Annotated in this window: 22 protein-coding genes; 7 read left to right on the top strand and 15 right to left on the bottom strand. The window is 61.6% G+C overall.

Annotation, left to right across the window (positions count from 1 at the left end):
* Nucleotides 1-12 precede the first annotated feature (12 nt).
* From ACFC20_RS09595 to ACFC20_RS09585, 3 genes are read right to left on the bottom strand one after another with little or no spacing between them, the layout of a single operon-like run.
* Complete coding sequence (locus ACFC20_RS09595) at nt 13-507, bottom strand: L,D-transpeptidase family protein (RefSeq protein WP_375192805.1); 495 nt, start codon at nt 505-507, stop codon at nt 13-15.
* 53 nt (nt 508-560) lie between these two features.
* On the bottom strand, nt 561-1,238 hold the full coding sequence (locus ACFC20_RS09590; protein WP_375192804.1) for a TetR/AcrR family transcriptional regulator: 678 nt from the start codon (nt 1,236-1,238) through the stop codon (nt 561-563).
* A 59-nt stretch (nt 1,239-1,297) separates the two neighbouring features.
* Nucleotides 1,298-2,191 carry a hypothetical protein gene (locus ACFC20_RS09585; RefSeq protein ID WP_375192803.1) on the bottom strand — a complete coding sequence of 298 codons (894 nt, stop codon included), beginning with the start codon at nt 2,189-2,191 and terminating at the stop codon, nt 1,298-1,300.
* A gap of 173 nt (nt 2,192-2,364) precedes the next feature.
* Here ACFC20_RS09585 and ACFC20_RS09580 point away from each other — a divergent pair, with 173 nt between their 5' ends.
* On the top strand, nt 2,365-2,985 hold the full coding sequence (locus tag ACFC20_RS09580; RefSeq protein WP_375192802.1) for a riboflavin synthase subunit alpha: 621 nt from the start codon (nt 2,365-2,367) through the stop codon (nt 2,983-2,985).
* Between the two features lie 12 nt (nt 2,986-2,997).
* On the opposite strand, the gene ACFC20_RS09575 is transcribed toward ACFC20_RS09580, so the two are convergent.
* The 5 genes from ACFC20_RS09575 to ACFC20_RS09555 form a co-directional block, all read right to left on the bottom strand.
* The gene (locus ACFC20_RS09575) at nt 2,998-4,143 is read right to left on the bottom strand and encodes a class I SAM-dependent methyltransferase (protein WP_375192801.1); all 1,146 of its coding nucleotides are present in this window, start codon (nt 4,141-4,143) and stop codon (nt 2,998-3,000) included.
* Between the two features lie 164 nt (nt 4,144-4,307).
* On the bottom strand, nt 4,308-5,354 hold the full coding sequence (locus ACFC20_RS09570) for a methyltransferase (protein ID WP_375192800.1): 1,047 nt from the start codon (nt 5,352-5,354) through the stop codon (nt 4,308-4,310).
* Between the two features lie 108 nt (nt 5,355-5,462).
* Nucleotides 5,463-5,636, bottom strand: coding sequence for a hypothetical protein (locus ACFC20_RS09565; RefSeq protein WP_375192799.1), 174 nt, complete (start codon nt 5,634-5,636; stop codon nt 5,463-5,465).
* A 110-nt stretch (nt 5,637-5,746) separates the two neighbouring features.
* Nucleotides 5,747-6,439 (bottom strand): carbonate dehydratase, encoded by a 693-nt coding sequence (can, locus tag ACFC20_RS09560; protein WP_375192798.1) that lies wholly within the window; start codon nt 6,437-6,439, stop codon nt 5,747-5,749.
* A 65-nt stretch (nt 6,440-6,504) separates the two neighbouring features.
* Complete coding sequence (locus ACFC20_RS09555; protein WP_375192797.1) at nt 6,505-11,391, bottom strand: NAD-glutamate dehydrogenase; 4,887 nt, start codon at nt 11,389-11,391, stop codon at nt 6,505-6,507.
* 163 nt (nt 11,392-11,554) lie between these two features.
* Between ACFC20_RS09555 and ACFC20_RS09550 the strand changes: the two genes are divergently transcribed.
* From ACFC20_RS09550 to ACFC20_RS09525, 6 genes are read left to right on the top strand one after another with little or no spacing between them, the layout of a single operon-like run.
* The gene (locus ACFC20_RS09550; RefSeq protein ID WP_091986304.1) at nt 11,555-12,517 is read left to right on the top strand and encodes a MoxR family ATPase; all 963 of its coding nucleotides are present in this window, start codon (nt 11,555-11,557) and stop codon (nt 12,515-12,517) included.
* Nucleotides 12,518-12,569: 52 nt separating this feature from the next.
* Complete coding sequence (locus ACFC20_RS09545; protein WP_375192796.1) at nt 12,570-13,511, top strand: DUF58 domain-containing protein; 942 nt, start codon at nt 12,570-12,572, stop codon at nt 13,509-13,511.
* A complete protein-coding gene (locus ACFC20_RS09540; RefSeq protein WP_375192795.1) occupies nt 13,508-13,978 on the top strand; it encodes a DUF4381 domain-containing protein in 471 nt (156 codons plus the stop codon). The genes ACFC20_RS09545 and ACFC20_RS09540 overlap by 4 nt, the downstream gene beginning before the upstream one ends.
* Nucleotides 13,972-15,000: a VWA domain-containing protein gene (locus ACFC20_RS09535; protein WP_375192794.1), complete on the top strand. Its 1,029-nt coding sequence runs from the start codon at nt 13,972-13,974 to the stop codon at nt 14,998-15,000. Before ACFC20_RS09540 ends, ACFC20_RS09535 begins: the two co-directional genes overlap by 7 nt.
* Nucleotides 14,990-16,807: a VWA domain-containing protein gene (locus ACFC20_RS09530; protein WP_375192793.1), complete on the top strand. Its 1,818-nt coding sequence runs from the start codon at nt 14,990-14,992 to the stop codon at nt 16,805-16,807. The genes ACFC20_RS09535 and ACFC20_RS09530 overlap by 11 nt, the downstream gene beginning before the upstream one ends.
* The gene (locus tag ACFC20_RS09525; protein WP_375192792.1) at nt 16,801-18,549 is read left to right on the top strand and encodes a BatD family protein; all 1,749 of its coding nucleotides are present in this window, start codon (nt 16,801-16,803) and stop codon (nt 18,547-18,549) included. Before ACFC20_RS09530 ends, ACFC20_RS09525 begins: the two co-directional genes overlap by 7 nt.
* A 27-nt stretch (nt 18,550-18,576) precedes the next feature.
* Here the strand turns inward: ACFC20_RS09525 and ccmI are convergent, their stop codons facing one another.
* The 7 genes from ccmI to ccmC form a co-directional block, all read right to left on the bottom strand.
* Nucleotides 18,577-19,845, bottom strand: a complete 1,269-nt coding sequence (gene ccmI, locus ACFC20_RS09520; RefSeq protein WP_375192791.1) for a c-type cytochrome biogenesis protein CcmI — start codon at nt 19,843-19,845, stop codon at nt 18,577-18,579.
* A gap of 84 nt (nt 19,846-19,929) precedes the next feature.
* Nucleotides 19,930-20,409 carry a cytochrome c-type biogenesis protein gene (locus ACFC20_RS09515; RefSeq protein WP_375192790.1) on the bottom strand — a complete coding sequence of 160 codons (480 nt, stop codon included), beginning with the start codon at nt 20,407-20,409 and terminating at the stop codon, nt 19,930-19,932.
* Nucleotides 20,409-20,945 carry a DsbE family thiol:disulfide interchange protein gene (locus ACFC20_RS09510; RefSeq protein WP_375192789.1) on the bottom strand — a complete coding sequence of 179 codons (537 nt, stop codon included), beginning with the start codon at nt 20,943-20,945 and terminating at the stop codon, nt 20,409-20,411. Before ACFC20_RS09510 ends, ACFC20_RS09515 begins: the two co-directional genes overlap by 1 nt.
* Nucleotides 20,942-22,942 (bottom strand): heme lyase CcmF/NrfE family subunit, encoded by a 2,001-nt coding sequence (locus ACFC20_RS09505; RefSeq protein WP_375192788.1) that lies wholly within the window; start codon nt 22,940-22,942, stop codon nt 20,942-20,944. The genes ACFC20_RS09510 and ACFC20_RS09505 overlap by 4 nt, the downstream gene beginning before the upstream one ends.
* A 37-nt stretch (nt 22,943-22,979) precedes the next feature.
* Complete coding sequence (gene ccmE, locus ACFC20_RS09500; RefSeq protein ID WP_375192787.1) at nt 22,980-23,450, bottom strand: cytochrome c maturation protein CcmE; 471 nt, start codon at nt 23,448-23,450, stop codon at nt 22,980-22,982.
* A 14-nt stretch (nt 23,451-23,464) separates the two neighbouring features.
* Nucleotides 23,465-23,704: a heme exporter protein CcmD gene (gene ccmD / locus ACFC20_RS09495; RefSeq protein ID WP_375192786.1), complete on the bottom strand. Its 240-nt coding sequence runs from the start codon at nt 23,702-23,704 to the stop codon at nt 23,465-23,467.
* Nucleotides 23,705-23,707: 3 nt separating this feature from the next.
* The gene (gene ccmC / locus ACFC20_RS09490) at nt 23,708-24,451 is read right to left on the bottom strand and encodes a heme ABC transporter permease CcmC (RefSeq protein WP_375192785.1); all 744 of its coding nucleotides are present in this window, start codon (nt 24,449-24,451) and stop codon (nt 23,708-23,710) included.
* Nucleotides 24,452-24,467: the final 16 nt, after the last annotated feature.

The following is a 24,467-nucleotide window of genomic DNA, read 5'->3' as shown; positions in this document are numbered from 1 at the left end:
CTTCAGTAAGGTTTAGCGGATTAGAACGGCGGTACCGGGCCTGACGCGGTCGAACAGGTCAATCACATCGGCGTTGCGCATCCGGATACAGCCGTGCGACAGCGGAACGCCCATGGGCTCGCTGTCCGGCGTGCCGTGAATGTATATGAACCGGCGAAAAGTATCGACTCCCGGGCCCCGGTTTTTTCCCCACTCCCGGCCGCAAAGCCAGAGAATGCGGGACAGGATCCAGTCCCTGCCTGGATGCTCATCGGCCAGCGCCGGCGTGTAGGTTTCCCCGGTGGGACGCCGCCCTCGAAACACGGTGCCGGAGGGCAGACCGGCGCCGATCAGCGCGCGGATGAAATGCTGGCCACGGGGGGTGCAGCCACTGCCATCCCGTTCACCGGCGCCATTGCGGCCCGATGAGATGGAATAGACAGCCACCGATTCGCCGTCACTGGCGCGCAGGGTCAGCTGCTGGCGCCCTAGATCAATGTCGATGCTTGGAGGTTGGGGATCGATCACCGCTGGTCAGGCTCCCTTGATGGATCAGGGAAGCCTAACCGAGAGAGCGGAACTCAGGCAACCGAGACCTTGTTGTTCGGGGGCGGGATGAGCATGGTGTCCTGGGCCTGCATACCGGCTGCCAGGAACGGTACCAGCCGGGCGGCAATTTCCTGTACCGAGGTTTCAACACCCAGCTTGTTCTGCAGGATATCCCGCAGGGCGTCGCTACTGGACATGGTGAACGCGGTGGCGCCCAGCATGAACTGGATCCGCCAGTAGCGGTCCACCGATGACAACTGGGGCGTGGCTTCCTTGAGCAGCCGCATGAACCGGCTGAACGGCTCACTGTACTCCTGTTCAAGGAACTTTCGCAGATGGCCCTGAGACTGGGTGTAGGCCAGACCCAGCAGACGCATGAAGATGGAAATGCCCTTCTCGTTACGCTGAGGCATGCGTACGGCACTCTCCGTGAGCGCCCAGAGCGTCTGGTTGAGGGTGGGTGGCGTGCCATCACAGCGCGCTTCGAGATCATCAAACGCCTTTTCCAGGGTTGCTGAGAAAGGTGTCAGAAAGCGCGCAAAGACAGCATGAATCAACGCGTTCTTTGAACCAAAGTGGTAATTGACAGCAGCCAGATTTACTTTAGCCTTACTGGTTATCATTCGGAGCGAAGTTTCAGAAAAGCCACGCTCAGCGAACAGCTCCTCGGCTGCATCGAGAATGCGATCGACCGTATCAGATTGCGCCATCTTGTTTTAATGCCTCTAGCAAACGTCTGTTTCAAACATACGTTTGAAAGGCCCGCATGTCAAGTTCGTGGCGGGGGCTCGACAGCCACCTCATCCCAACCCCAATCAATCGCGTCCTGGTGTCCCTCGAAAAAGGCCTTCTCAACGCGCCCGTAGGCTTTCTCGGCTTCGAGCAAGTAGATCAGGTACAGCCTCACATGCTCGCGCCGGGAAAGGTTCCTGGCCAGAACCCGGCTCTCCGATAGCCTGAGCAGGTGACTGAACCGGGTGTTTCTGAGTGCCGGATTGAACTCGGCCATCTGTGCGCACTGCCAGATGAGACCGTCATCCCCTTCAAGTCGGGCGATGTGCTGACGGGCCTCCCGCAGCATACGCTGGCGGGCAAGCACGAGATCCAGGTAAGAGGGTCTGGAGGTGTAGATCCGGCGAATGGCCGGCATGCCGAGCAGGAGGATGATCACAAACGCCCCGAACCCGCCCCCGGCGATCCAGGCCGGCACAAATCCGGTCAGCCCGCTAAGGAACACGACGGCCGCGATCAGGGCGCTGAACAGCCAGAGGTCCCGGTTCCGGCGTGCCAACGCCATGGCGTAGTTGTCTGGCCAGCCATTCATGGCCAGAAGATCAAAATCCATCAGCAGCACCCGATCGCATTGCCGCAGCATGAGACGCAGTTTCCGTTGCCGCGATTCCGCCAGCACACGCTCGGATTTTGCACCGTTTCCGCTCTCGGTTTGCCCGCTGTCCTCTGCAGACACAGATGGCTTGTCGGAGCCGGTGGTCGTATCGGTCTTGCCGGTTTCGGCGGGGGCCTGGGCCGGTGACGACGCAGGCGCTTCCTTTACGGCTCCGGCAGCTGGCACAGGCACGGGATCGGCAGCGCGGCCGGGCCGCAGCACCGGCGCCTGGGTCGGCCCGTCCGCTTGTGTCACATTGGTCTGGTTTTCGGCCATTGCAGGCAGTCCGGATCTGGGTTGATACACGTTTATCGGCCACCGGCCAGGTTTCTTGAACCCTGCTTTGCCTGACCACCATTGGCGCCTGCCCTTGGCATTGACGGGCGTGCTCGCTATCCTTTGCGCTCTCGCCAACACGGCAGCCGCACATCAGTTCGGGAGGTCACCTCATGTTTACAGGCATCGTTCAGGGTATCGCAACCGTCGAAGATATCACCGCCCGGCCCGGCCTCAGCACCTTCGCCATTCGGCTGCCATCACACAGCACAGAGGGGGTCACGATTGGCGCTTCCGTAGCCATCAACGGCACCTGCCTCACGGTCACCCGCCAGGAGGACGACGTTCTGTTTTTCGACGCCATGCAGGAAACCCTGAGACTGACCACCCTCGGCGACCTGGAAGCGGGCAGCACGGTGAACTTTGAGCGGGCCGCCCGCATCGGTGACGAGATTGGCGGGCATCTGCTCTCGGGCCATATTCACACCACGGCACGCATTGTCGAAATTTTGCGGCCGGAAAATAACGTCACTCTGTGGTTCGAGGTACCGGAAGCCTGGACCCGCTACATCTTTCCGAAAGGCTATATAGCGATTAACGGCGCCAGCCTTACCATCGGCGAAGTGAAGGGCAACCGGTTCAATGTCCACCTGATTCCCGAAACGCTGAGGGCCACCACCTTTGGCCAGGCCGCCGAGGGAGAGCGGGTCAATATCGAGATAGACAGCCAGACCCAGACCATTGTCGACACCCTGGCCCGGCTGGGCTACGACCGCCCGACCCCTACCCTCTGAGACGCCGGCAACTCAATCGTTGCTGGCCTCGAAAACCACGAATTTGGGGCTGGCATCCCGTTGTTGCACCCGGGTAAAGAAGCGCTCAAGACTGCGGTGATAGCCCAGATGCCGGTTGCCAACCATCAGCAACCGACCGCCAGTCGCGAGGTTGCGAGAGGCCTGGCTGAACAGCCGGAGGGCAATGTGATCCCCCACCACGCCACCTTCATGAAACGGCGGATTGAGCAGGATCAGATCCCAGGGGCCCTGATCTTCCGGCACCCCGTCCCGGTGAACACATGACACACGGCCACCGGGAAACGAGCGCTCGACGTTGCGCCGGGCGCTGAGCACCGCCTGGCTGGACACGTCGCTGAACGTCACTGCCAGCCCGGGACATCGGCCCAACGCGGCCAGCCCCAGCAACCCGTTACCACAGGCGAGATCCAACACCCGGGTTTCCCCGGCGGCTGTGCCCACTGACTCAATCACGTGCGGCAATAAAAGTTGGCTGCCGATGTCGAGCCGATCACGGGCAAAGACAGCGGGCAGGGCCTCAATACGGGCACAGCCGGCGACACCCTCATAACCCTTCCAGCATTCCGCCCACTCCCCCAGCCGGGCCCGCCCCGGAGAACAGACAATGACACGAGCCTTCTTGCGTGCGGGCAGCACCTGATCGGTTTGCACGGCTTTGGCAAAGACATCGACACTGCGATCGGGCAGATGCTTGATCATACCCCCGGCCAGAAGCTGCGCGGAGTCCGTCATCACTTCGTTGAGCCATCGCAGCAGCCACGCCAGATAATCCGCCTGGCGGGGAATGCGCATAATCACGAGATCGAAAGGACCCGTGGGTGGGTTAAGCCAGCTGTGAATCGACAGCGGAGGGCTCAGTTCCGGGTTCTGTCGCTCGTTGAACTCCAGGGCTTCCGGCAGCGTGGCACTGTCGGCAACCACGGTCGGAGACAATGCCGACAGCCCCAGGGACAGCGCTCCGAACTGATCATCCACCACCAGAACCCGGGGCTGTTGCCCTTCGGCCAGCCTGTACGCCTGCTCAATCAACAGTTCGTCGGCTGCATCCCAGGCTCGCAATGTGGGGTCCGAGGTTCCTGGCCGGGTGAGTCGCAGGGAAAGCGGCAACGTCGTTAGCGCCAGCTCGGCAGTTGTCATTTCGGGCATCCTGGGTGGGTTTTGTCACAAAGCGGTCATTCTAGGCTGTTTATTCTAGAAATTAAGCCTAACGTTAGAAGCGTTCACTCTGAACACCCTTTTCCGGTTAGCTCCGTTGTTCTGGACGCCAACCCTTTGCCCCTTACCCCAGGGGCTTTTTTCGTTCAGGCCCTTCGAGATGCGCGATAGACGGTGAACCGGCGATCCTCCCGCAGGCGCTCAACTGGCCCGACAAAGCGCTGTATCAAGGCTTCGTAGGGCAGAAAGCTGTTTGCCACCAGCCTGAGTTCGCCGCCGGGGGAAAGGTGACCGGCCACGTCCCTCAGAAAACGCTCGGTCATTGAGAGATCGGTTTTGACACCACTGTGAAAGGGGGGGTTGGTGACGATCGCCGGCCATTGCCCGGCAACCTCGGACAAGCCGTCGGAGGCCATGATGCTGCCCGAAACACCGTTACGCTGGTAGGTCGCCCCGGCGCACACCAGGGCCTGGGACTGCACATCCACGGCGTCTATCGTCACCGGCGGCTTGCCATGTTGCCTGCACCATTGGCTCAGCCAGGCGCCTATCACGCCCGCCCCACAGGCAAAATCCAGAAGGCTACTGGTACGCAAAGGGCTGCTGCTGAGCGTTTGCAGAAGCATCCGGGTGCCCTCGTCCAACTCTCCATTGCTGAAAATACCCGGCAGGCCCGCCACGTCGAGGGTCACGGATTCGCATTCAACGGCAGTCCATTGCAACCAGTTCGCGAGGACAAACCTGGCGTGCCCGCCAATTTCGTCTGCGCACCAGACCTGACAGTGCCGGGCACTGTCCACCTTGACCGCCTGGGGAGCCACTGCACGGAGCTGTTTTACCGCACCAGCCACCCCTTCCTTTTTTTCGCCCAACAGTACCAGACGACCGCCATCGGCAGCCAGTGATAACGCGAGCGCAAGACGCATGTCCAGCTCAGCGCGGGCCTTGGGGAGAAAAACCACCAGAGTGTCGAATGCGCCCTCGGCCAGGGCGGAATCCTCGTAGCCGAAAGCAATCTGCCAGTCCGCCTGCCCTGCCAGCGCGGCACACACGCCTGCATTCTCGCTCATGGCCAACCCCCTCACTGACAGGTCCGTCAGCAGGGCGCGAGCCGTCACGCCTAACAAGGCGACCCGGCCGCGCAACAGGTGCCGGTTTCTGAGCAGGGCTTCGTGGGAATTGGGTAAAGACATGAATCAGATGGTCCCGCTTGGCTATTACCGAGGCGGGCTACTTTACCCGGAAACGGTCCCGGCGTCTCCCGGGCGAGGGAGACGGTGCGGGAACAACATCGCCCGGGGTTACTTGTAGCGAGCCACGGTACCGACCCTCAGGGCATCCTCGGGAGACATGCCCCAGTCTTCGGCCACGTGGGGTTCTGCGGCTTTACCGCCATTGTCCCGGGACTGTCTGCCGGTGGAGACCTCTTTGCGCTGGCTGAGGGCTGTCAGGGCTTTCTGCATCAGTTCTTTCATGATCCACCTCCTCGATACTACAGAACTGACTGTATCAAGAAGACGCGCCGCGGGCTGTGATGACGCCGAGGGTCACCAAGTGACGCTGGTCACGATTTTTTGACGCGATTTTACATTCTCTGGAGTGCTTTTTTCTGGCGGCCCGAACGGACCGGCCTCTGCACCAGTTCTTCAATGCTGGCACGGCGGGCGGGTTCGCGATCTTCCTCGCAGCCGATCGAAAGCCCCAGATCCCGGAGTACGCCGTCGCCGACGTCATATACAAAACCGTGAACAGTCAACGGCTGCCCGCGCAGCCAGGCTTCCTGGACGATGGCGTTCTGGCAGACATGTCCCACCTGCTCAACCACGTTAAGCTCACACAGGCGGTCGACTCTGTCCTGAATGTTGGGTAGCGCATCAAGCACCTCCTGATGACGGTCACGCACATCCTGAACATGGCGGAGCCAGTGACTGATCAGCCCGAAGCCCTCATTCAGCATGGCGGCACGTACCCCACCGCAGCCATAATGGCCCACAACCAGCACGTGCCTGACCTTCAGCACCTCAATGGCGAACTGAAGCACCGACAGGCAGTTGAAGTCGGTGTGCACGACGACGTTGGCTACGTTTCTGTGCACGAACAGCTCGCCCGGAAGCAGATCAACAATCTGGTTTGCGGGCACGCGGCTGTCGGCGCACCCGATCCACAGATACTCCGGCGCCTGCTGGTTCGACAGGCGATGGAAAAACTGCGGGTCCCGGGCCTTGATACCATCCGCCCAGGCCCGGTTCTTCTCGAGAAGATGGTCAAGCTGTCCCACTGTCCGATTCCCTCATGTGTTTGGCGCCCGCCGATTGAACGGGAATACCGCAGTGAACGCAATACTCAATCCGGGGGAGTCGCCGTATCGGGTGCAGGCTGGTGCATGGTGCTCTGCGCCAGATCCAGCAGCTCCCGGAGGGCCACGGAAAACATCGCGTATTCCGGTTCCCTCACACCCTTGAGCTCGGACAACATGGACTTCCACCGATCAATCATGTGCTGGTGCCGGTCCAGCCAGGCCTCGACCGACGCCGGCACATCCTCCGGTTTGCCGGCCATTTTCAGCACGCCGGTGGTGAGCGCCCGCTGCTGCCAGTCAAGATCCTCCCGGAAGCTTTCCCGGGCCAGCGCCTGCCAGTGCGACGCGGGCTTCAGCGCGGCAATGGCGTTGGCGAACCAGCCAAGATCGAGCCGGTCGCCCAGCTCGTAATAGAGGTTGGCCACGGTCTTGAGCGGCATGCCCGACGCCTCTTGGGCCTCAATAATGCCCAGCGACGAGTACAGGTGACCGGTGCCGGAAACCACGGAAGCCAGTTCCGATGGCAACCCGGCGTCCACCAGCGCCTGGTGGCGTTTCTCCCAGGCGGTGCGAGCCTGATCGCCCAGGTATTCAGGCAGGCCGGCAGTGATTGCCCAGACACTGTCTGCAAAGCGCTCCATGTGGTTCTGGATACTGAGCTCGGCCCTGCGGTTGCGCAGCAGCCAGCGCACCGAACGTCGCATCAGGCGCATCAGGTCCTGCATCAGTTCCATCTGCAGCTGTGCAGGAACGTGGAAGTCCAGATCCTCGATCCGGTCCCACCAGTTGTCGATCCGGAACACATCACGGGCAATGATCCAGGCCAGGGCAATGGATGCGGCATCGGCGCCGGTGCTCTGGTTAAGCCGCTCCACGAAGGTGATGCCCATGTGATTGACCATGTCGTTGGCAATCTGGGTAGCGATGATCTCGCGCCGCAGTTGATGCTCACCCAGCTCCTTCGAGAACTTCTGGGTCAGATCCCGTGGGAACACCTTGTACATTTCGCCGGCCAACAGCGGCTCGTCCGGCAGGGTGCTGTCAATCAGCGTCTGCTTGAGATCGCCTTTGACATAGGAAATCAGGATGGACAGCTCCGGCCGGGTAAGTCCTTTCTTGTCGAGCTTGCGCTCAGTCAGGGTCTCGTCGTCCGGCAGAAACTCCAGCGATCGATTGAGCTTGCCTTCATTCTCGAAGGTATTCATCAGCCGACGATACTCTTCCAGCCGTGTCGCCGCGTCCTCGCTGGCGATACTGATGGCCTGGGTTTGCCGGTAATTGTTCCTGAGCACCAGCTCGGCGACGTCGTCCGTCATCTCCTCCAGCATGATATTCCGCTGCTTGTTGGTGAGGTCACCCATGGCCACCACCTGGTTCAGCAGGATCTTCATGTTCACTTCGTGGTCAGAGCAATCCACGCCACCGGAGTTATCGATGAAGTCTGTATTCAGACGACCGCCACGGAGCGCGTACTCGATGCGTCCGAGCTGGGTCAGACCGAGGTTGCCGCCCTCGCCCACCACCTTGCAGCGAAGCTCGGAACCATTGATGCGCAGGCCGTCGTTGGCCTTGTCGCCAACATCGCTGTGGGACTCACTGCTGGCCTTCACATAGGTGCCGATACCGCCGACCCAAAGCAGATCCACCTGCGCCTTGAGGATGTGCGAGATCAGCATGTTCGGTGGTACGCGGTCTGATTTGATACCCAGCAGCTTTTTCATTTCCGGGCTCACCGGAATCGACTTGGCGCTGCGATTGAACACGCCACCGCCCTTGGAGATCAGCTTGCTGTCATAGTCGGTCCAGGCGGAACGGGGTAAAGCGAACAGGCGCTTGCGCTCCTTGAAGCTGCGCTCTGGATCCGGCGCGGGATCAATGAAGATATGCACGTGGTTGAAGGCGGCCACCAGCTTGGTCTTCTCGGAGCACAACAGGCCGTTGCCGAACACATCACCGCCCATGTCACCAATGCCGATGGCCGTGAACTCATCCAGCGCCGGGTTGATACCCATTTCTCGGAAATGTCGCTCCACAGACACCCAGGCGCCCCGGGCCGTGATCCCCATTTTCTTGTGGTCATAGCCGTTGCTGCCACCGGAAGCGAAGGCATCTCCCATCCAGAAACCGTATTCGGCGGCCAGTCCGTTGGCGATATCCGAGAAGGTGGCCGTGCCCTTGTCGGCGGCTACCACCAGGTAGTGATCGTCATCGTCGTGGCGAATGACCCGCTCTGGCGGCTGTATGCCGTTCTCCGCCAGGTTATCGGTGATGTCGAGCAGACCGCGGATAAAGGTCTTGTAGGCTTCGATACCCTCGGCCTGGAAGGCTTCCCGGTCCGCAGGATCGGGCAGTCGCTTGGCAACAAAGCCACCCTTGGCACCCACCGGCACGATGACCGCGTTCTTGACCTGCTGCGCTTTTACCAGGCCCAGGATCTCGGTCCGGTAATCCTCGAAACGGTCAGACCAGCGCAGCCCCCCTCGGGCTACCTTGCCACCGCGCAGGTGCACGCCTTCCACCCGCGGCGAGTACACGAAAATCTCGAACATCGGCATCGGCAGCGGCATGTCCGGGATTCGTGACGGATCAAACTTCACGCTGATGTAGGGCTTGGGTCCGCCGGCTTCGTCCAGTTGGTAATAGTTGGTGCGCAGGGTCGCCTGCATCAGCTCCAGGTAGAGACGCAGCACCCGGTCTTCACTGAGGTTGTCCACCTCCTCAAGACCGGCATTGAACTCAATCTCCAGTTTCTGCTGGGCCGCCTGGCTCTTGCCCGGGCTCTGATACCGCTCGGGGTTGAACCGGATCTCGAAGAAATCCAGCAGCAGCCGCGCCAGCGACACATGATTGACCAGGGTGTTGGAGATAAACGTCTGGCTGTTGGAGAAGCGGATCTGCCGCATGTACCGGGCGTAGGTACGCAACAGCGCAATTTCACGCCAGCTCATGTAGGAAGACAGCAGCAGCCGGTTAAAGGCGTCGTTTTCCGCTTCCCCATGCCAGACCCGACGGAACAGGTCCTCGAAGATCGGCCGTATACGGTGAATATCCACCACATTGCCGGTGTAGGCCTGCAGGGTGAAATCGTGGATCCACACGGTCTTGTTGTGGCGGTCAGTTACCTCGAACGGATGCTCACCAATGACCCGGAAACCCAGGTTGTCGAACACCGGCATCACGTCGGACAGTGGCAGTGGCTCGTCCGGATAGAACAGCTTGAAGTGGAGAGTGCTCTCGTCCTCTTCGAGGGCACGGTAAAAGCTCATGGCCAGGTCATGCCGGCTGGCCGACGCAGAGAGGTGCTCCAGATCGATCGCTGCCCGCCGGGGTGAGAACATATCCGTGTAGCTCGGCGGGAAGCCGCCGGCCCACAGGCGGTACAGCTCGTTACCCTGCTCTTCGCCATAAGCCTCGCTCAGGGCCTCGGACAGCCCATCCCGCCAGGACTGGGCCAGCTCGATGACCTTTTCGCGAATCTCCGAAATGGGCAACTGGCGGTTTTCCACCTGCGGCACCCGGATGGTGAACTGGACCCGGGCCAGCACTGATTCGGAGAAGTGGGTAACAAACTCCACGTCCTCCGCCTCCAGACGGTCCACCAGGACCTGCTCCACCCTCAGGCGCAGCTCGGTGTTGTAGATATCCCGAGGGAAAAACGCCAGGCAGGTGACAAACTGCCCGTACACGTCCTCGCGCATGAATATTTCGATGCGGCGGCGCTCCTGGATATACAGAATGCTCTTGGCCACCTTCAACAGCTCGTCCGGTTCGATCTGGAACAACTCGTCGCGGGGATACACAGTGAGGATCTGTTCCAGTTCCTTGCCGGCATAGTCATCACGCAGGAAACCGGAACGCTTCATCACCGCCTGGAATTTGCGGCGCAGCAACGGAATCTCATCGGGGCGCTCGTTATAGACCCGGGCCGTGTACAGGCCGAGGAAACGACGCTCGCCAACCACCTCGCCCTTGCTGTTGAACTTCTTGACGGCTATGTAGTCCGGGTAGGCCGGCCGGTGTACGCGGGAGCGCTGGGCGGACTTGGCGAAGATGAAAATGTCATCACTTCGGGTCATCTCATGCCGGGTTCGTTGCGGCAGTTCGTTCAGCCGCACCCGATCCGGCCGCTCGTTATTGACCCTGAGAATCCCCAGCTCGGAATTCTCGACCCGACGGACCACCATCCCGCTCTTGTCCTTGGCAAAATCGTATTCGTCATAACCCAGGAAGGTGAAGTGGTCACGAGACAGCCACTCCAGAAACGCGCGGGCCTCGGCCTTCTGGTCATCATTGATGCCAGCTGTGGTACTGTCGAGCTCGCCGAGAATCTCGTTCACCTTCTCGGTAACAACCGGGAAATCCGCCACGGCAATGCGAACCTCGTGCAGAACCTGCTGCAGCGAATCCTCGATATCCCGGAGATCCTGCGGGTCGCTGTGACGATCAATCTCGAGAACGATAAACGCCTCGTAGGAGGACTCGGAGGCGGTTTTCTTGGTGGAGTGGAGCTTCTTGAGCTTGCCGGCCTTGTCGCGCTCCACCTGAAGGATCGAGTGCTGGATAGAGTGGGTACCGATTTCCCGCTGGTTGATGGCAATACGCAGGGAATCGATCAGGAAGGGAATATTCGGGTGCAGGATAAACACCACGGTGTGGGTCGACTGCCAGCCGTCACTCTCCAGATCCGGATTGAACACGGAGACGGGCGTCTCCTCGGCGGAGCGCTTCTGCAGAAACTGCCAGGCGGCCAATACGGCGCCGTAGGTGTCTGCGAACCGTCGGCTTACAAGTTCCTCCAGGGGTATATGGGCGTAATGCTGCTTGGCAAATTCGCTGATTTTTTTAGCTTCGGTCTTGTTGATCTTTTTCGCGAAAGCCTCAGCCAACTGTTCAAAGAATTGATCCTTGCTGGCCACTGTCAGCGCATTCATGGTCGACCTCAGTTAGTGTGAAAGAAACGTAATCGGGGTATCGTCACATAAGCATAGTCAAACCCTTGATTTTTGCCGGCCAGACGCCAAAACTGCGGCAACTACCTATGAACGATACGGGTTTCCCCGGAAGAGCCTCAGCAAGAGGGAGCAGTCATTTCCAATGTCGTTACAGCATACGTTCGGAGAGTTACGGGCACAGTTAGCCAAACGGATAATCGGGCAGAACAAACTGGTGGATCGCCTGCTGATCGCCCTGCTTGCAGATGGCCACCTGCTGGTGGAAGGGGCTCCGGGGCTTGCCAAGACCACGGCCATCAAAGCGCTGGCAGATCATTTGGAGGGTGACTTCCATCGCATCCAGTTCACCCCCGACCTGTTGCCTTCGGACGTTACCGGCAGTGAAATCTACCGGGCGGAAACCGGTCAGTTCGAATTTCAGCGTGGCCCGATTTTCCACAATCTGGTTCTGGCCGATGAAATCAACCGGGCCCCGGCCAAAGTGCAGTCGGCGCTGCTGGAAGCCATGGGTGAACGTCAGGTGAGTGTTGGTATGCGCACTTTCCCCCTCGATCGACTGTTTCTGGTAATGGCCACCCAGAATCCGATCGAACAGGAGGGCACCTACCCCCTGCCCGAAGCCCAGCTTGACCGGTTCCTGATGCACGTGATGATCGACTATCCATCGGCGGAGGCGGAAAAGGCCATTCTGCAGCTGGCGCGTAACGATTACCGCCACGGCCTCCCGAAGACAGAGCTGAAGCTCACCGCAGAGCAGGTCTTCGAGGCCCGCAACGAGGTCGCCAGCATCTACATGGCCGACGCCGTGGAGCAGTACCTGCTGGCCCTGGTTCTTGCAACCCGGGACCCGGCCACCCTCGATCCGGAACTGGCCCGCTGGACGGCTTTTGGCGCCAGTCCACGGGGTACCATAGCCTTGGATCGATGCGCCCGGGCACTGGCCTGGCTGGACGGTCGCGACTACGTCACCCCGGACGATGTCCGGGCCATCGCCTTCGACGTGCTCCGGCACCGGATTCTGCTCACCTTTGAAGCCGAGGCCGAGGGCATGACCGCCGATACCGTGATCGAGCGGCTGGTGGAACGGGTACCGGTAAGTGCCTGAAACCGATCAGCAACCAAGTCACGGCTGAAGCAAGGCACGGGAACCCACAACCATGGGCACGACCAACGCGACCACACACATCGGTTTACCGGACCTGATCCGTCTACAGGCAGACGCCCGGGCCCTGAGGCTGCCCTCGGCGCGCCCGGTCCGGTCGCGCCAGTCGGGTTTGCAGAGGTCACCCCAGCGTGGCCGCGGCATGGCGTTCGCGGAAGTGCGACTGTACCAGCCCGGTGACGACATCCGCAGCATCGACTGGCGGGTAACCGCCCGGCGCCAGGAGCCTCACACCAAGCTGTATGAAGAGGAGCGGGAGCGACCGGTCCTGCTGATGTGCGATCTCGGGCCCAGCCTCTATTTCGCCAGCACGGGCGCCTTCAAGCAGGTTCGCTGCGCCCAGCTGGCGGCCATTCTGGCGTGGCTGGCGCTGTCCGCCGGCGACCAGGTGGGCGGGATTGTGTTCAACGGCGAGGCCCTGGAGGTACTGCGCCCGGCCCGACGCAAGAAGTCGGTATTGAAACTGCTCGACGCGCTGGCAAACAGGCAGCGCACCGCAGACCGTGGGCCTGCACCCGAAACCGGGGCCGGCGACGGCAGACTGGACAGGGCTCTTACCGAAGCAAGGCGGGTCGCCCACACCGGCAGCCGGATCTTTGTGATCAGCGATTTCCTCGACATTTCCTCTGAAACAGCAACCCTCCTGGGCGCCCTGGCGCGACACAATGCAGTCAGCGCCCTCAGGGTCCTGGATCCTCTGGAGCAGTCGCTGCCAGACAGCGGCCGCCTGGCCGTGGCCGGTCCCGAGGGGCCGGTATGGTTTGACGCCGGCAACCCCCGTTTCCAGCGCGCCTGGCAACAGAAGGTGGCCAGGCACGAACGGCAACTGGAAGACTGCTTCAGAACCTCCGGGGTGGCAGCGGCTGACATCTCAACGGCCGGAGACCCGGCGGTCACTCTGAAATCCCTTCTGGGCCCGGGAGGACGCATCGGATGAACCCGCAGGGTCCCCTGAGCCAACTCCGGGACATTCACCTGCCGGCTACCGGTGGCCTGTGGCCCCCTGCGCCGGGCTGGTGGGTCCTGTCCCTCGTTCTGCTGGCCACTCTGGCCGCGATGGCCTGGTGGTTTCAGAGACGCCGGCGCCGGAACCGCTGGCTGAAAACCGCACGCCGGCAACTGGCGGCGCTTGAACAAACCGCTCGTCCGGAGCCTGACTGGTTCACTGCCCTGAATACCCTGTTGAAAGTAGCGGCCCGTCAGCGCTATCCGGAGCAGCACCCGGAAGCCATGTCGGGAGAGGACTGGGTGACGTTCCTGCTTGCCACATCACCCCGGGACCGCATTGCCTCAAGGCCGTTAGTGGAAGCCCTGGTGGAGAGCACCTGGCGTCCATCAGCATCCGCGCAGCCGGCCCAGGCGGTTGCGTTCGCCCGGCTCTGGCTGGGAGGTCAGAAATGCTGACGCTGGCCTGGCCCTGGGTGTTACTGCTGATTGTGCTGCCGGTACTGGTTCAATGGCGAAAACCCCGGGGGCAATCGGTGGATGCCCCCGTGCTCCCTGTAGGGCACTGGCTTTCAGACCTGCCCGGTGTGAGCCGGAAAGGGTCCGCTGTGCCCTTCTGGCAACGACTACTCTTGTTCCTGATGTGGATTCTTCTTGTTATTGCCCTCGCCCGCCCGCAGCACGTTGGCGAACAGGTGCAGATGCCGGTCTCGGGCCGGGATTTGATGCTGGTGGTTGATATTTCACCGAGCATGGACGAGCAGGACATGGTCCTGCAGGGGCGGAGCATCAACCGACTGCAGGCCGTCAAACGGGTACTGGATGACTTTATCACTCGCCGACAGGGTGACCGGCTCGGGCTGATACTGTTTGGCACCGAACCCTACGTTCAGGCGCCGCTGACCTTCGATCTGGAAACCCTGAAAACCCTCTTGAATGAGGCCGGTCTGGGCATGGCGGGACGTGCGACCGCCATTGGCGACGCCGTCGGCCTTGCAACCAAGCGTCTTCGGGACCGACCACAGGATCAGCGCGTAGTGGTGCTCCTGACCGATGGCGCCAACACTGCGGGTGAAATCACGCCGGATAAGGCCACCGAGATCGCGGCTGCAGCCGGCGTGCGTATATACACCATCGGGATTGGCGCCGAATCCATGGTGCAGCGTGGGCTACTCGGGTCGCGCCGGGTCAATCCGTCCCGTGACCTGGATGAGGATCTTCTCACCCGGATGGCCCAGCAAACCGGGGGCGAGTACTTCCGTGCCCGGAGTTTGCCCGAGCTGGAGTTGATTTACGACAGCATCAACCGTCTGGAACCCATCGAACTGGAAGGCAAGTATTACCGCCCCGTGACCGAACTCTACGTCTGGCCGGCCGGTTTTGCGGTGCTGCTGTGGCTGATCCTGTTTCTCTACAGGCACGCAGGGAAACTTGCCGGTGCCGGGCGGCCTGGTGCCGAGGAGCAAACCGATGTTGGCTGAGTTCCACTTCCTGCGTCCGTTCTGGCTGTTGTTACTGCTGGCCGTGCCCCTCGTTGGCCTCGCCTTGCGTCATGTGCGCCTGGGAGACAGCGGCTGGTCACGATTCATTCCCGCGCGGCTGCTGACACCGGTGCTCCAGCGCGAAGGTCGTTCCGGCAGGCAACCCGGCGCTTCACCCGCCATTCCGGCGATGCTCGCGATCACCCTGCTCACCCTCGCTCTTGCCGGCCCGGCGTGGCGCGAGGCGCCCACACCTCTGAAACAGCCCGGCGACAGCCTGGTGATTGCACTGGATCTGTCGCTTTCCATGCTGGCAACGGACGTGGAGCCTGACCGGCTGACCCGGGCCAAACGCAAGATCAGGGACATACTCGCAGCGCGCGAAGGCGGCCTGACAGGGCTTCTGGTGTTCGCCGGGGACGCCCACGTGGTGACGCCCCTGACCGACGACAGCAGGACCATTGAGGGCATGCTCAATGTGCTGGACCCGGTCATCATGCCCGCCACCGGCAACCGTGCCGATCTGGCGGTGCTGCGCGCCAGGGAACTACTGGCTCAGGGCGCTCCCGGAACTGGTCGCATCCTGCTGATCACCGATTCGGTCGGCGACCGGTACCGGGCCCCGATACGTAAAGCGCTTGCGGACAGCCCGTTCACGCTCAGCACTCTGGTGGTAGGCACCGAGGAAGGCGGGCCCATTCCCCTGGCCCGTCGGGGTTTTATTCGTGAGAACGGCGAAATCGTGATCAGCCGGGCTGAACCCGCGCAGTTGGCGGAGCTGGCCAGAAACACCGGCGGGCAGAGCCATGAGCTCACCCTGGACAATGCGGATATCAATGCCCTCGAACTGAGCCCGCAATCGCAGGAAGACTGGCAGGAATCCGAGGACGGCCTGACCGTCAGCCGTTGGCAGGACGACGGTTACTGGCTGCTCTGGCTGGCGCTGCCGTTGATTCTTCTTGGCTGGCGCCGCGGTGCCCTCACCGTTCTGGCGCTGGCGCTGCTGCCGGCGCTGCCCCGCCCGGCCCAGGCCATCAGCTGGGATGAGCTCTGGCAGCGGGAAGATCAACTGGGGCCAGCCCTGATCCAGTCCAATCCGGAACGGGCGGCTCGCCTCCTGGACGATCCGTCCTGGCGCGGTTCCGCGCTGTACCGATCGCAGCAATACGACCAGGCAGCGGAGGCGTTCGCGCAGGCGCAAGGCCCCCAGGCCAGCTACAACCGGGGCAACGCGCTGGCACGGGCGGGTAAGCTCGAACAGGCCCTTGAGGCCTACGACAAGGCGCTCGCCCAGGCCCCGGACTTGGAGGATGCCAGACACAACCGGAAACTGGTCGAGGATCTGCTCAGGCAGAAGAATCAGGGCAAGAACAACAGCCCCTCAGACAGCCAGCAAAACCAGTCCGGAAACAATAGCAGACCCGACAATTCCGGGCAGAGCCAGCAGAATCAGAATAGCCAGGACCAGGGTAATCAGAATCCCGGAAATGAGACCAGCGACACCCAGGGCCAGCGTAATGAGGGACAAGACACTCAAGGCCAGGGCAAACAGGGCGAGGACGGCGACAGCTCTCCGGAAGAACCCCAAGGCGAGAGGGAGCCCCGCGGGGAACCTTCAGGCGAAGCGGGAACAGAAAATGGCGAGAACCAGGCGCCCGCCCAGATTTCCGAAACACCCCTGACACAAAGCCAGGAACAGTGGCTCAGGCGGGTACCCGACAACCCGGGCGGGCTTCTGCAACGCAAGTTCCTGCAGCAGTATCAGCAGCGCCAGACTCCATCCGATGAAGGGGATACACCATGGTAAAGCGGATCTTTATATCGATCCTCTGCCTGTTGTGGCTGGCGGCCATCGGGCTTCCGGCCCAGGCGCAGTCCCAGCAACTTACCGTTGAACCGGACAGGACGCGGTTGTACGAGGGCGAGGTCCTGACGCTGACCGTCAAGGGCAGCATGGAAATCGACATCAATCTCAGCAACCTGTTCGATTTTGACATGTCGAACCTGCCCTCCCCCAACATCGAAAAGGTCGAGCCTGATTTCGAGATCCTGGCCAGAAACCAGCAATACAGTATCCGCACCGTGAACAGCCGGATGGTGGGCGAAATCACCTGGACCTACCAGTTGGCGCCCAAAAAGACCGGCGAGCTGACCATTCCGGCGCTCAAGTTCCGTGAATCGGTGTCCGAGCCGGTGACCATCGAAGTGGTGGACGGCACGCCGCCGAACCAGGCGGCAACCGGCCGGGACAGTTTCATCGAGCTCTCTGCAGACAAGGCAGAGGTGTACGTCCAGGAGCAGCTGATCCTGACCGTTCGGCTGTTTTTCCGGGGCAATCTGATTCGGGGCGAGTTGTCCGAACCCGATCATCCCCATGTGATCATCGAATCTCTGGGCCGGCAACAGGAATCGTCCCAGTATCGGGATGGTTTGCGTTATCGCGTTGTGGAGCGACGCTACGCTCTGTTTCCCCAGCGCCCCGGCATGCTGAAACTGCCACCCATCCGGTTCGAGGGCCAGATGCGGGATAGCGCCGGCAAGCTCAAGTTTCTGAGAGACAGTGAGGAATTGTTCGAGGTACCGGTGAAGGACGTTCCAGCGCAGTTCAGCGGCAAGACCTGGCTGCCTGCGACCGGACTGGCACTGGAAGAATCTGGCCTGCCACCCAGCCTGGAAGTGACCACCGGGGAAAACCTGACCCGCGAAATCCGGATGACCGCCGCCGGCCTGCCCTCCGAGACGTTACCGCCTCTGCCCGATCAGGTTCCCGACGGCCTTCGGAGCTATCCGGAGGCGCCGGAGCGGAACACTGAAACCACCCCTACCGGCCTGACATCGTCCCTGAGCCAGTCGGTTGCCCTGGTACCCGTGCAACCCGGCACCATGACCCTGCCGGCCATTCGTATTCCCTGGTGGGACACCGAGGCCGACCGTGAACGCGTTGCCGTCATTCCTGCGCGGACCCTCACGGTAACTGAAGCCGGGGCGGCGCCGGGCACCAACGCCCAGGCAGAAGCTGCTGCAACCAGCGCGAATCCGGGCACCCCGGAACAAGCCAACGCCAGTGCTGCTCAGGCTGCGTCAGCAACCGACAACCCGTGGCTTTGGACCAGTCTGGGCCTGGCGTTGCTCTGGCTGATCACGGCGCTGGCCTGGTGGTACTCCCGTAAGCATTCTCGCCAGCGCGACATCGGACCGGGCGGGGTCATGGACGATGCCAACGAGCGGGCAGTTTTTGAACGGCTGATTCGGGCCGCCCGTGACGGGTCGCCAGCGGCGCCAGAGCTGTTGGTGGCCTGGGCCAACCTGAGGGCGCCCGGGCAAGGCTTCCATTCAGCAGCCGAGGTGGCCCAATACTACGGGCACAGCACCCTGCTCGCGGAAATCCGACGTCTGCAGGCCCGGCTGTTTGCGCCTGATCCAGGCGGGCAGGAACCAGCCCCATGGGACGGCCGGCTGCTGGCAAAATCACTTCAGGAAATACGCCAATCCCGGGCAACAGACGACGACTCCGACCTGCCGCCGTTGTACCCCCAGGGCCTCGGCTGACGCCGCCCGGGGGCAGCCCGACAGCCGTCAGTCAATCAATTGCTGATCTATCACCAGCTCAACGGGGGTTCCCTGGTCTTCGAGCACAGGCACCGGAGAATCCGTGCTGCCCTGCCAGTCACCGGCCTGGGCGGCAACGTTACCGGAACGGCTGAGCCTGGCGGTCAACATCACTTCACGGGCGCCGGAAATACTGGCCTGGGGCGACATGGCGTAACGGTCGTCCAGGCGAATTTTTGCCGGTAGCTGCGCCGCCGTCAGCCGAGCCACCGCCAGCGGCGGCCCTTGCCTGCTCCCCGCTTCGCGGGCAAACACAAACAGCGTGGTGTCGTCCGGAACCTGGCCCTTAAAATTATCAGCCAGCGTTACCTGAACAGTGACCCCCGGGCCAGAAGGCCCAGGCTCGCCTTTCGGCGCGGGTGGCTGTTCACCCAGGCGGGTATAGGCCTCGCGAATTCCCTCACGGATGGACGGCAACTGGGGGTGATCCGGGGCAACCGTTTCGATCCGCTCCCAGTAGCGTATAGCCTCGCGATAATTGTCCTGGCTGAAAGCATTGATCCCCAGCAACCCGAGGGCATTCACTTCGTCCGGATTCAGCTGGCGAGCCTGATCGATGGCCGCTCGTACTTCATCGGTCATCGTGCCCTGGCTTTGAAAGAACAGCGCCTGGGCGGCCAACCCGTATGCAACCGCCTGGGCGCGCTGGTCCCCGTTGACGTTGGTGGCCAGTTGCCGGAAGGCCCAGGCCGCGTCTTCATAGTTCTCCAGGCGCATATAGGTGCGGCCGAGCATGGCCCAGCCTTCGGGGTTGTCCGGGCTGGCGAGCAAGCGCTCCCTCAGTTGCTGCGACAGGTCGGCCATCTGGGCCTGTCGGGCCTCATCGGAACTGGCCATGTCCTGCATGGTGAGGAACTGCTCCACCCGGTCCATGGCGCCCCAACGCTCATAAAGGAAAACCGCGGCAGCAGGAATCAGCAGGATCGACACCAGGGCCACCGCCATGGCGCTTTTCCTTCCGCTCACCACCGGCCGGGAGGTCATGTTCTCGGGCACATCGTCAAGCATGCTGCCAGCCAGCTCTTCCTTGAGCTGACGGTAGTTGTCGTCATCCAGGATGCCGGCGTCATATTCGTTGTCCAGCTCCTTCATCCTTGTGCGGTAGGCCATCAGGTTCTGGTTTTTCAGATCGGCCTGCTTTCTGGCGCTGGTCCTGTGGAAAAACACCGGATAAAGCACGAACGCCAGGGCCAGGATGATAAGTACCGTTGCGGCAATCCAGAAAGTGTTGGTCATGAAGTCTCAGTCACAGATTCAGAATGGTTCAATGGGAGAAGGACTTACAAAGCATCGCCTGTCGCCGGTGTGCCCTGTTGTCAATCAGGAGCGGCGCTGCTCGTCGCCGTCCGCAAGCATGCGATCGGCCCGCGCTTTTTCTTCGGCGCTCAGGGCCGGCTGTCCGGCGGCAACGCGGCGCCCACGAATCACGACGCCAGCCACCACCAGCAATCCGCCCAACACAGCAATGGCGGGCGTTGCCCACAGCAGGAAGGTACGGCTGTCGAGTTCCGGCTTGTAGCGGACGAATTCGCCGAAGCGTGCCACCAGTGCCTGAGTGATCTCCTGATTGCTCGCACCGTCCTGCATCATGCGGTACACCTCATCCCGCATATCCTTGGCAATGGGCGCGTTGGAATCCGCAATGTTCTGGTTCTGGCACTTCGGGCAACGCAGCTCGGAAATCAGCTCCTGGTAGCGCTGTTCCTCGGCCCGGTCTGCAAAATCATAGACATCGGCTACTTCGGCCATCGCGCCGGCCGCAAAGAGCAGAACCAGGGCAACGATCAGACTGCGGGCCATCATCCGTTCCCCCGCGCCTCGTTCACCACCGGCAGCAGGGTCTGCTCCCAGACGGTCTCGTTGACCACACCCACGTGGCGATACCGGACCACGCCAGAGGCGTCGATCACGAAGGTTTCCGGTGCGCCGTAGACGCCCAGATCAAACCCCAGTGTGCCTCTGGGGTCGTAGATAACGCTCTGGTACGGATCGCCCAGGCGGTCCAGCCAGGCCAACGCCTCGTCCCGGTCATCCTTGTAGTTCAGGCCAATAATGGCCACGTTCTTTTCCTTCGCCAGCCACATGAGGTCGTCATGCTCGTCCCGGCAGGCCGGGCACCAGGTTCCCCAGACATTCAGCAGGGTGACCTGGCCCCGGAACAGCTCGCTGGTCAGCTGAACCTCGGGATCGTGCAGGTCCTTGAGACTGAATTCCGGAACGGGCTTGCCCACCAGCACCGATTCCAGCCTGGTCGGGTCCTTGCCAATCCCGGCAAAGAGGACAATCCCGATAACCAGGGCAACCAGCAAAGGCAGGAACAACAGAAAGCGCTTCATGAAACCGCTCCCGCCGAGGCACCAGATCCGCTTTCAGAGACTGGGGACGGCGCCCGCTCCGAGGCACGTTCCTTGATTCGGTAGCGCCGATCGGCAATGGCCAGGAAGCCACCGGCCGCCATGAACAGGGCGCCCAGCCAAAGCCAGCGTACCAGCGGCTTGTACTGCAGCCGTATGGCCCAGGCCTCATCGGTAATGCGCTCGCCTATGGCCACGAAAATGTCACGGAACAGACCGGCGTCAATGTCGGCCTCGGTCATCACACTCATGCCCACCGGGTATTGGCGCTTCTCCGGGTGCAGAACCGCGACGCGCTCGCCGTCCAGCATTACCTCGAAGGTGCCGTACTGGGCGCTGAAGTTAGGGCCCTGCCGGGCGCCGATTTCTTTGAACGCAAACTGGTAGTCTCCCACCTTTGCCACGTCCCCCGGCACCATGCGGACATCCCGTTCTATGCCGTAGTTGGACACCACGGTGGCACCGGCCATGGTGATGGCCAGACCCAGGTGGCCCAGCACCATGCCATAGTAACTGCGGGACTGTCTTCTGAGTCCGTGCAGGCGTCCTTTGCGCGAGGACGACTTGTCCCACAGATCCCAGAGAGTGGCCAAGGTCACCCAAAGCGCCGTGAACACACCGATGAACGCCCAGGGCTTGAATCCGCCATAACCGATCAGAATGGCCGTGGTGGCCAGAGTACTGACCGCCAGGGGCCAGAGCAGCTTGCGCGCCAGCCAGCCACCGTCGGTTTTCTTCCAGCGGGAGAAGATACCGGCGCCCAACAGGAGACCGGTGGCAACGGCCAGCGGACTGAACGTCAGGTTGAAGAAGGGTTCGCCAATGGACAGTTTGCCCAGCTCCAGGTAGTCCAGAACCAACGGATACAGGGTGCCGACGGCGACCAGGAGCGTGGCGGACACCAGCAGCACGTTGTTCAGCAACAGGAAAACCTCCCTTGAGAGAGAGCCGTAACGGGAGCGTACATGAACCACCGGCGCCCGGAAGGCATAGAGCGCCAGGCTGGCAATCACCGTGACCGCGAGCAGTCCGAGCAGGAAGGTACCGCGCTCGGGATCCGAGGCGAACGCATGAACCGAGGTGAGCACGCCGGAACGCACAAGGAAAGTGCCCAGCAGGCTGAGGGCGAAGGTAACGATGGCCAGCAGGACGGTCCAGCTTTTGAATACGCCGCGTTTTTCGGTCACCGCCAGCGAGTGCATCAGCGCGGTTCCAGACAACCAGGGCAACAACGAGGCGTTTTCAACCGGGTCCCAGAACCACCAGCCGCCCCAGCCGAGCTCGTAGTAGGCCCACCAACTGCCAAGCGCAATGCCCAGCGACAGGAAGGCCCAGGCCACCGTGGTCCAGGGTCGGGACCAACGTGCCCAGGCTGCATCCAGTCGGCCATTGATCAGCGCGGCCACCGCAAAGGCAAAGGCCACGGCAAAGCCGACGTACCCCATGTACAGCATGGGCGGATGAACGATGAGGCCAAAGTCCTGGAGCAGCGGGTTCAGGTCGGCGCCATCGGCGGGCACATTCGGCAGCAGACGATCAAACGGGTTGGAGGTGATCACGATGAACAGCAGGAAACCGACGGTCACCATACCCAGCACTGACAGCACCTGGGAAATCATCACCGAAGGCAGACGGCGGCTGAAGATGGCCACAGCCAGGGTCCAGCCCGCCAGCATCAGGATCCAGAGCAGCAGCGAGCCCTCATGACCGCCCCACACAGCACTGAATTTGTAGTACCAGGGCAACATGCTGTTGCTATTGTTGGCCACGTAGGCCACGGAGAAGTCATCGGTGACAAAGGCGTGGGTCAGCAGAGCGAACGCCAGGCCAATGAAAACAAACATGCCAGAGGCCAGGGGCCTGGCAAACGCCTGAAGATTGTCACGGCCGGTCAGTGAGCCCGCCAGGGGTACCACGGAGAGGAGTACTGCCAGCAACAGCGCGAGAATCAGTGCGAGCTGTCCGAGTTCGGGATACATCAAAGCCCTCCAGAAGCCAGGCTGTCAGTTGAGTCGTTCAATAGGATACGGTGTCAGCGGTGCCACCGGCCTTGTGCTGTCCTTTGGACGCCTTTTCCAGGGCATCGGCCACTTCCGGTGGCATATAGTTCTCGTCATGCTTGGCCAGCACCTGATCGGCGACAAAGCGCCCGTTGGCGTCCAGCCGGCCCATGGCCACAACACCCTGCCCCTCGGCAAACAGGTCCGGCAGAATACCGGTGTATTCAACCGGCACCGAGGCATTGAAATCCGTCACCCGGAACTCTACCCGAAGGCTGTCCGGATCACGCTTTACCGAGCCCTCTTCCACCATGCCGCCGGCACGTATCCGCACATCGACCGGTGCTTCGCCGGCGGAGATCTGGCTGGGATCGTAGAAAAGATTGATGTTCTGCCTCAGGGCGTAGGTGGTCAGCCCCACGGCCAGCCCCAGCCCCAGCACCAGAAAAAGCACAATGGTCAGCCTTTTTTTTCGGATAGGATGCATCAGATACCTGCCACTCAGTCTTGGGAAACCTTGATCCGGGTGAAGGCCGCCACCGGCTGTTGCGAAGCCTGCTGGCTGTGCCCGTCCGCCTGGTGCTCAAACCCGCGCCGACAGGACTCGATCACAGCCCTTCTGCGGCGAAGCGAGATGGCCATCAAACCGATCATCAGCAGGAAAAAAACGCCGTAGCACGCCCAGACATAGGGTCCATGACCCTCCATCACCACAAATGCCGAAAAGGAATCAAACGCCATTGGTCAGCCCCTCCCGGCCATCACAAATTCTTTTACCCAGCGGGTGCGCTGCTCCCTGAGCAGAATCTCGGTTTGCATGCGCAGACAGGCCAGCCAGCCAAACAGCAGGTACAGCCCCAGCACCGATAGCAGCAAAGGCACCCACATCTCCGCTGGCATCGCCGGTTTCTCGGTCAGTTTGAACGTGGAAGGCTGATGCAGGGTATTCCACCACTCCACCGAGTACTGGATGATCGGAATGTTCACCACGCCCACCAGTACCAGCACGGCCACAGCCCGGGCTGCCGACTTCTCGTCGTTGATGGCCCGGTCAAGCGCGATCACACCACCGTAAAGGAACAACAGGATCAGCATGGAGGTCAGCCTTGCATCCCACACCCACCAGGTGCCCCAGGTCGGCTTTCCCCACACGGCACCGGTAAACAGCGAGAGGAAGCAGAGAACCAGGCCCACGGGCGCCACCGCCTTCACAAAGACATCGGCCAGCTTCATGCGCCATACCAGGGTTACCACCGCGGCAACGGCCATCATGACATACACCGACTGGGCCAGAAACGCGGTGGGTACGTGGATGAAGATAATCCGGTAGCTGTTACCCTGCAGATAATCCTTGGGAGCGAACGCCAGCCCCCAGACAATGCCAGTCAGCAGCAGCGCAACACCACCAACCAGCAGCCAGGGCATGAGCCGGGTCGCTATGCCGAAGAACCATTTGGGCGAGCCCAGCTTGTGAAAAAATTGCCACATCAGATGGTCACCGTCT

The organism is Marinobacter sp. (genome assembly GCF_041984545.1).
Taxonomy (GTDB): Bacteria; Pseudomonadota; Gammaproteobacteria; order Pseudomonadales; family Oleiphilaceae; genus Marinobacter.
This window is presented reverse-complemented; position numbering and strand designations above follow the sequence as displayed.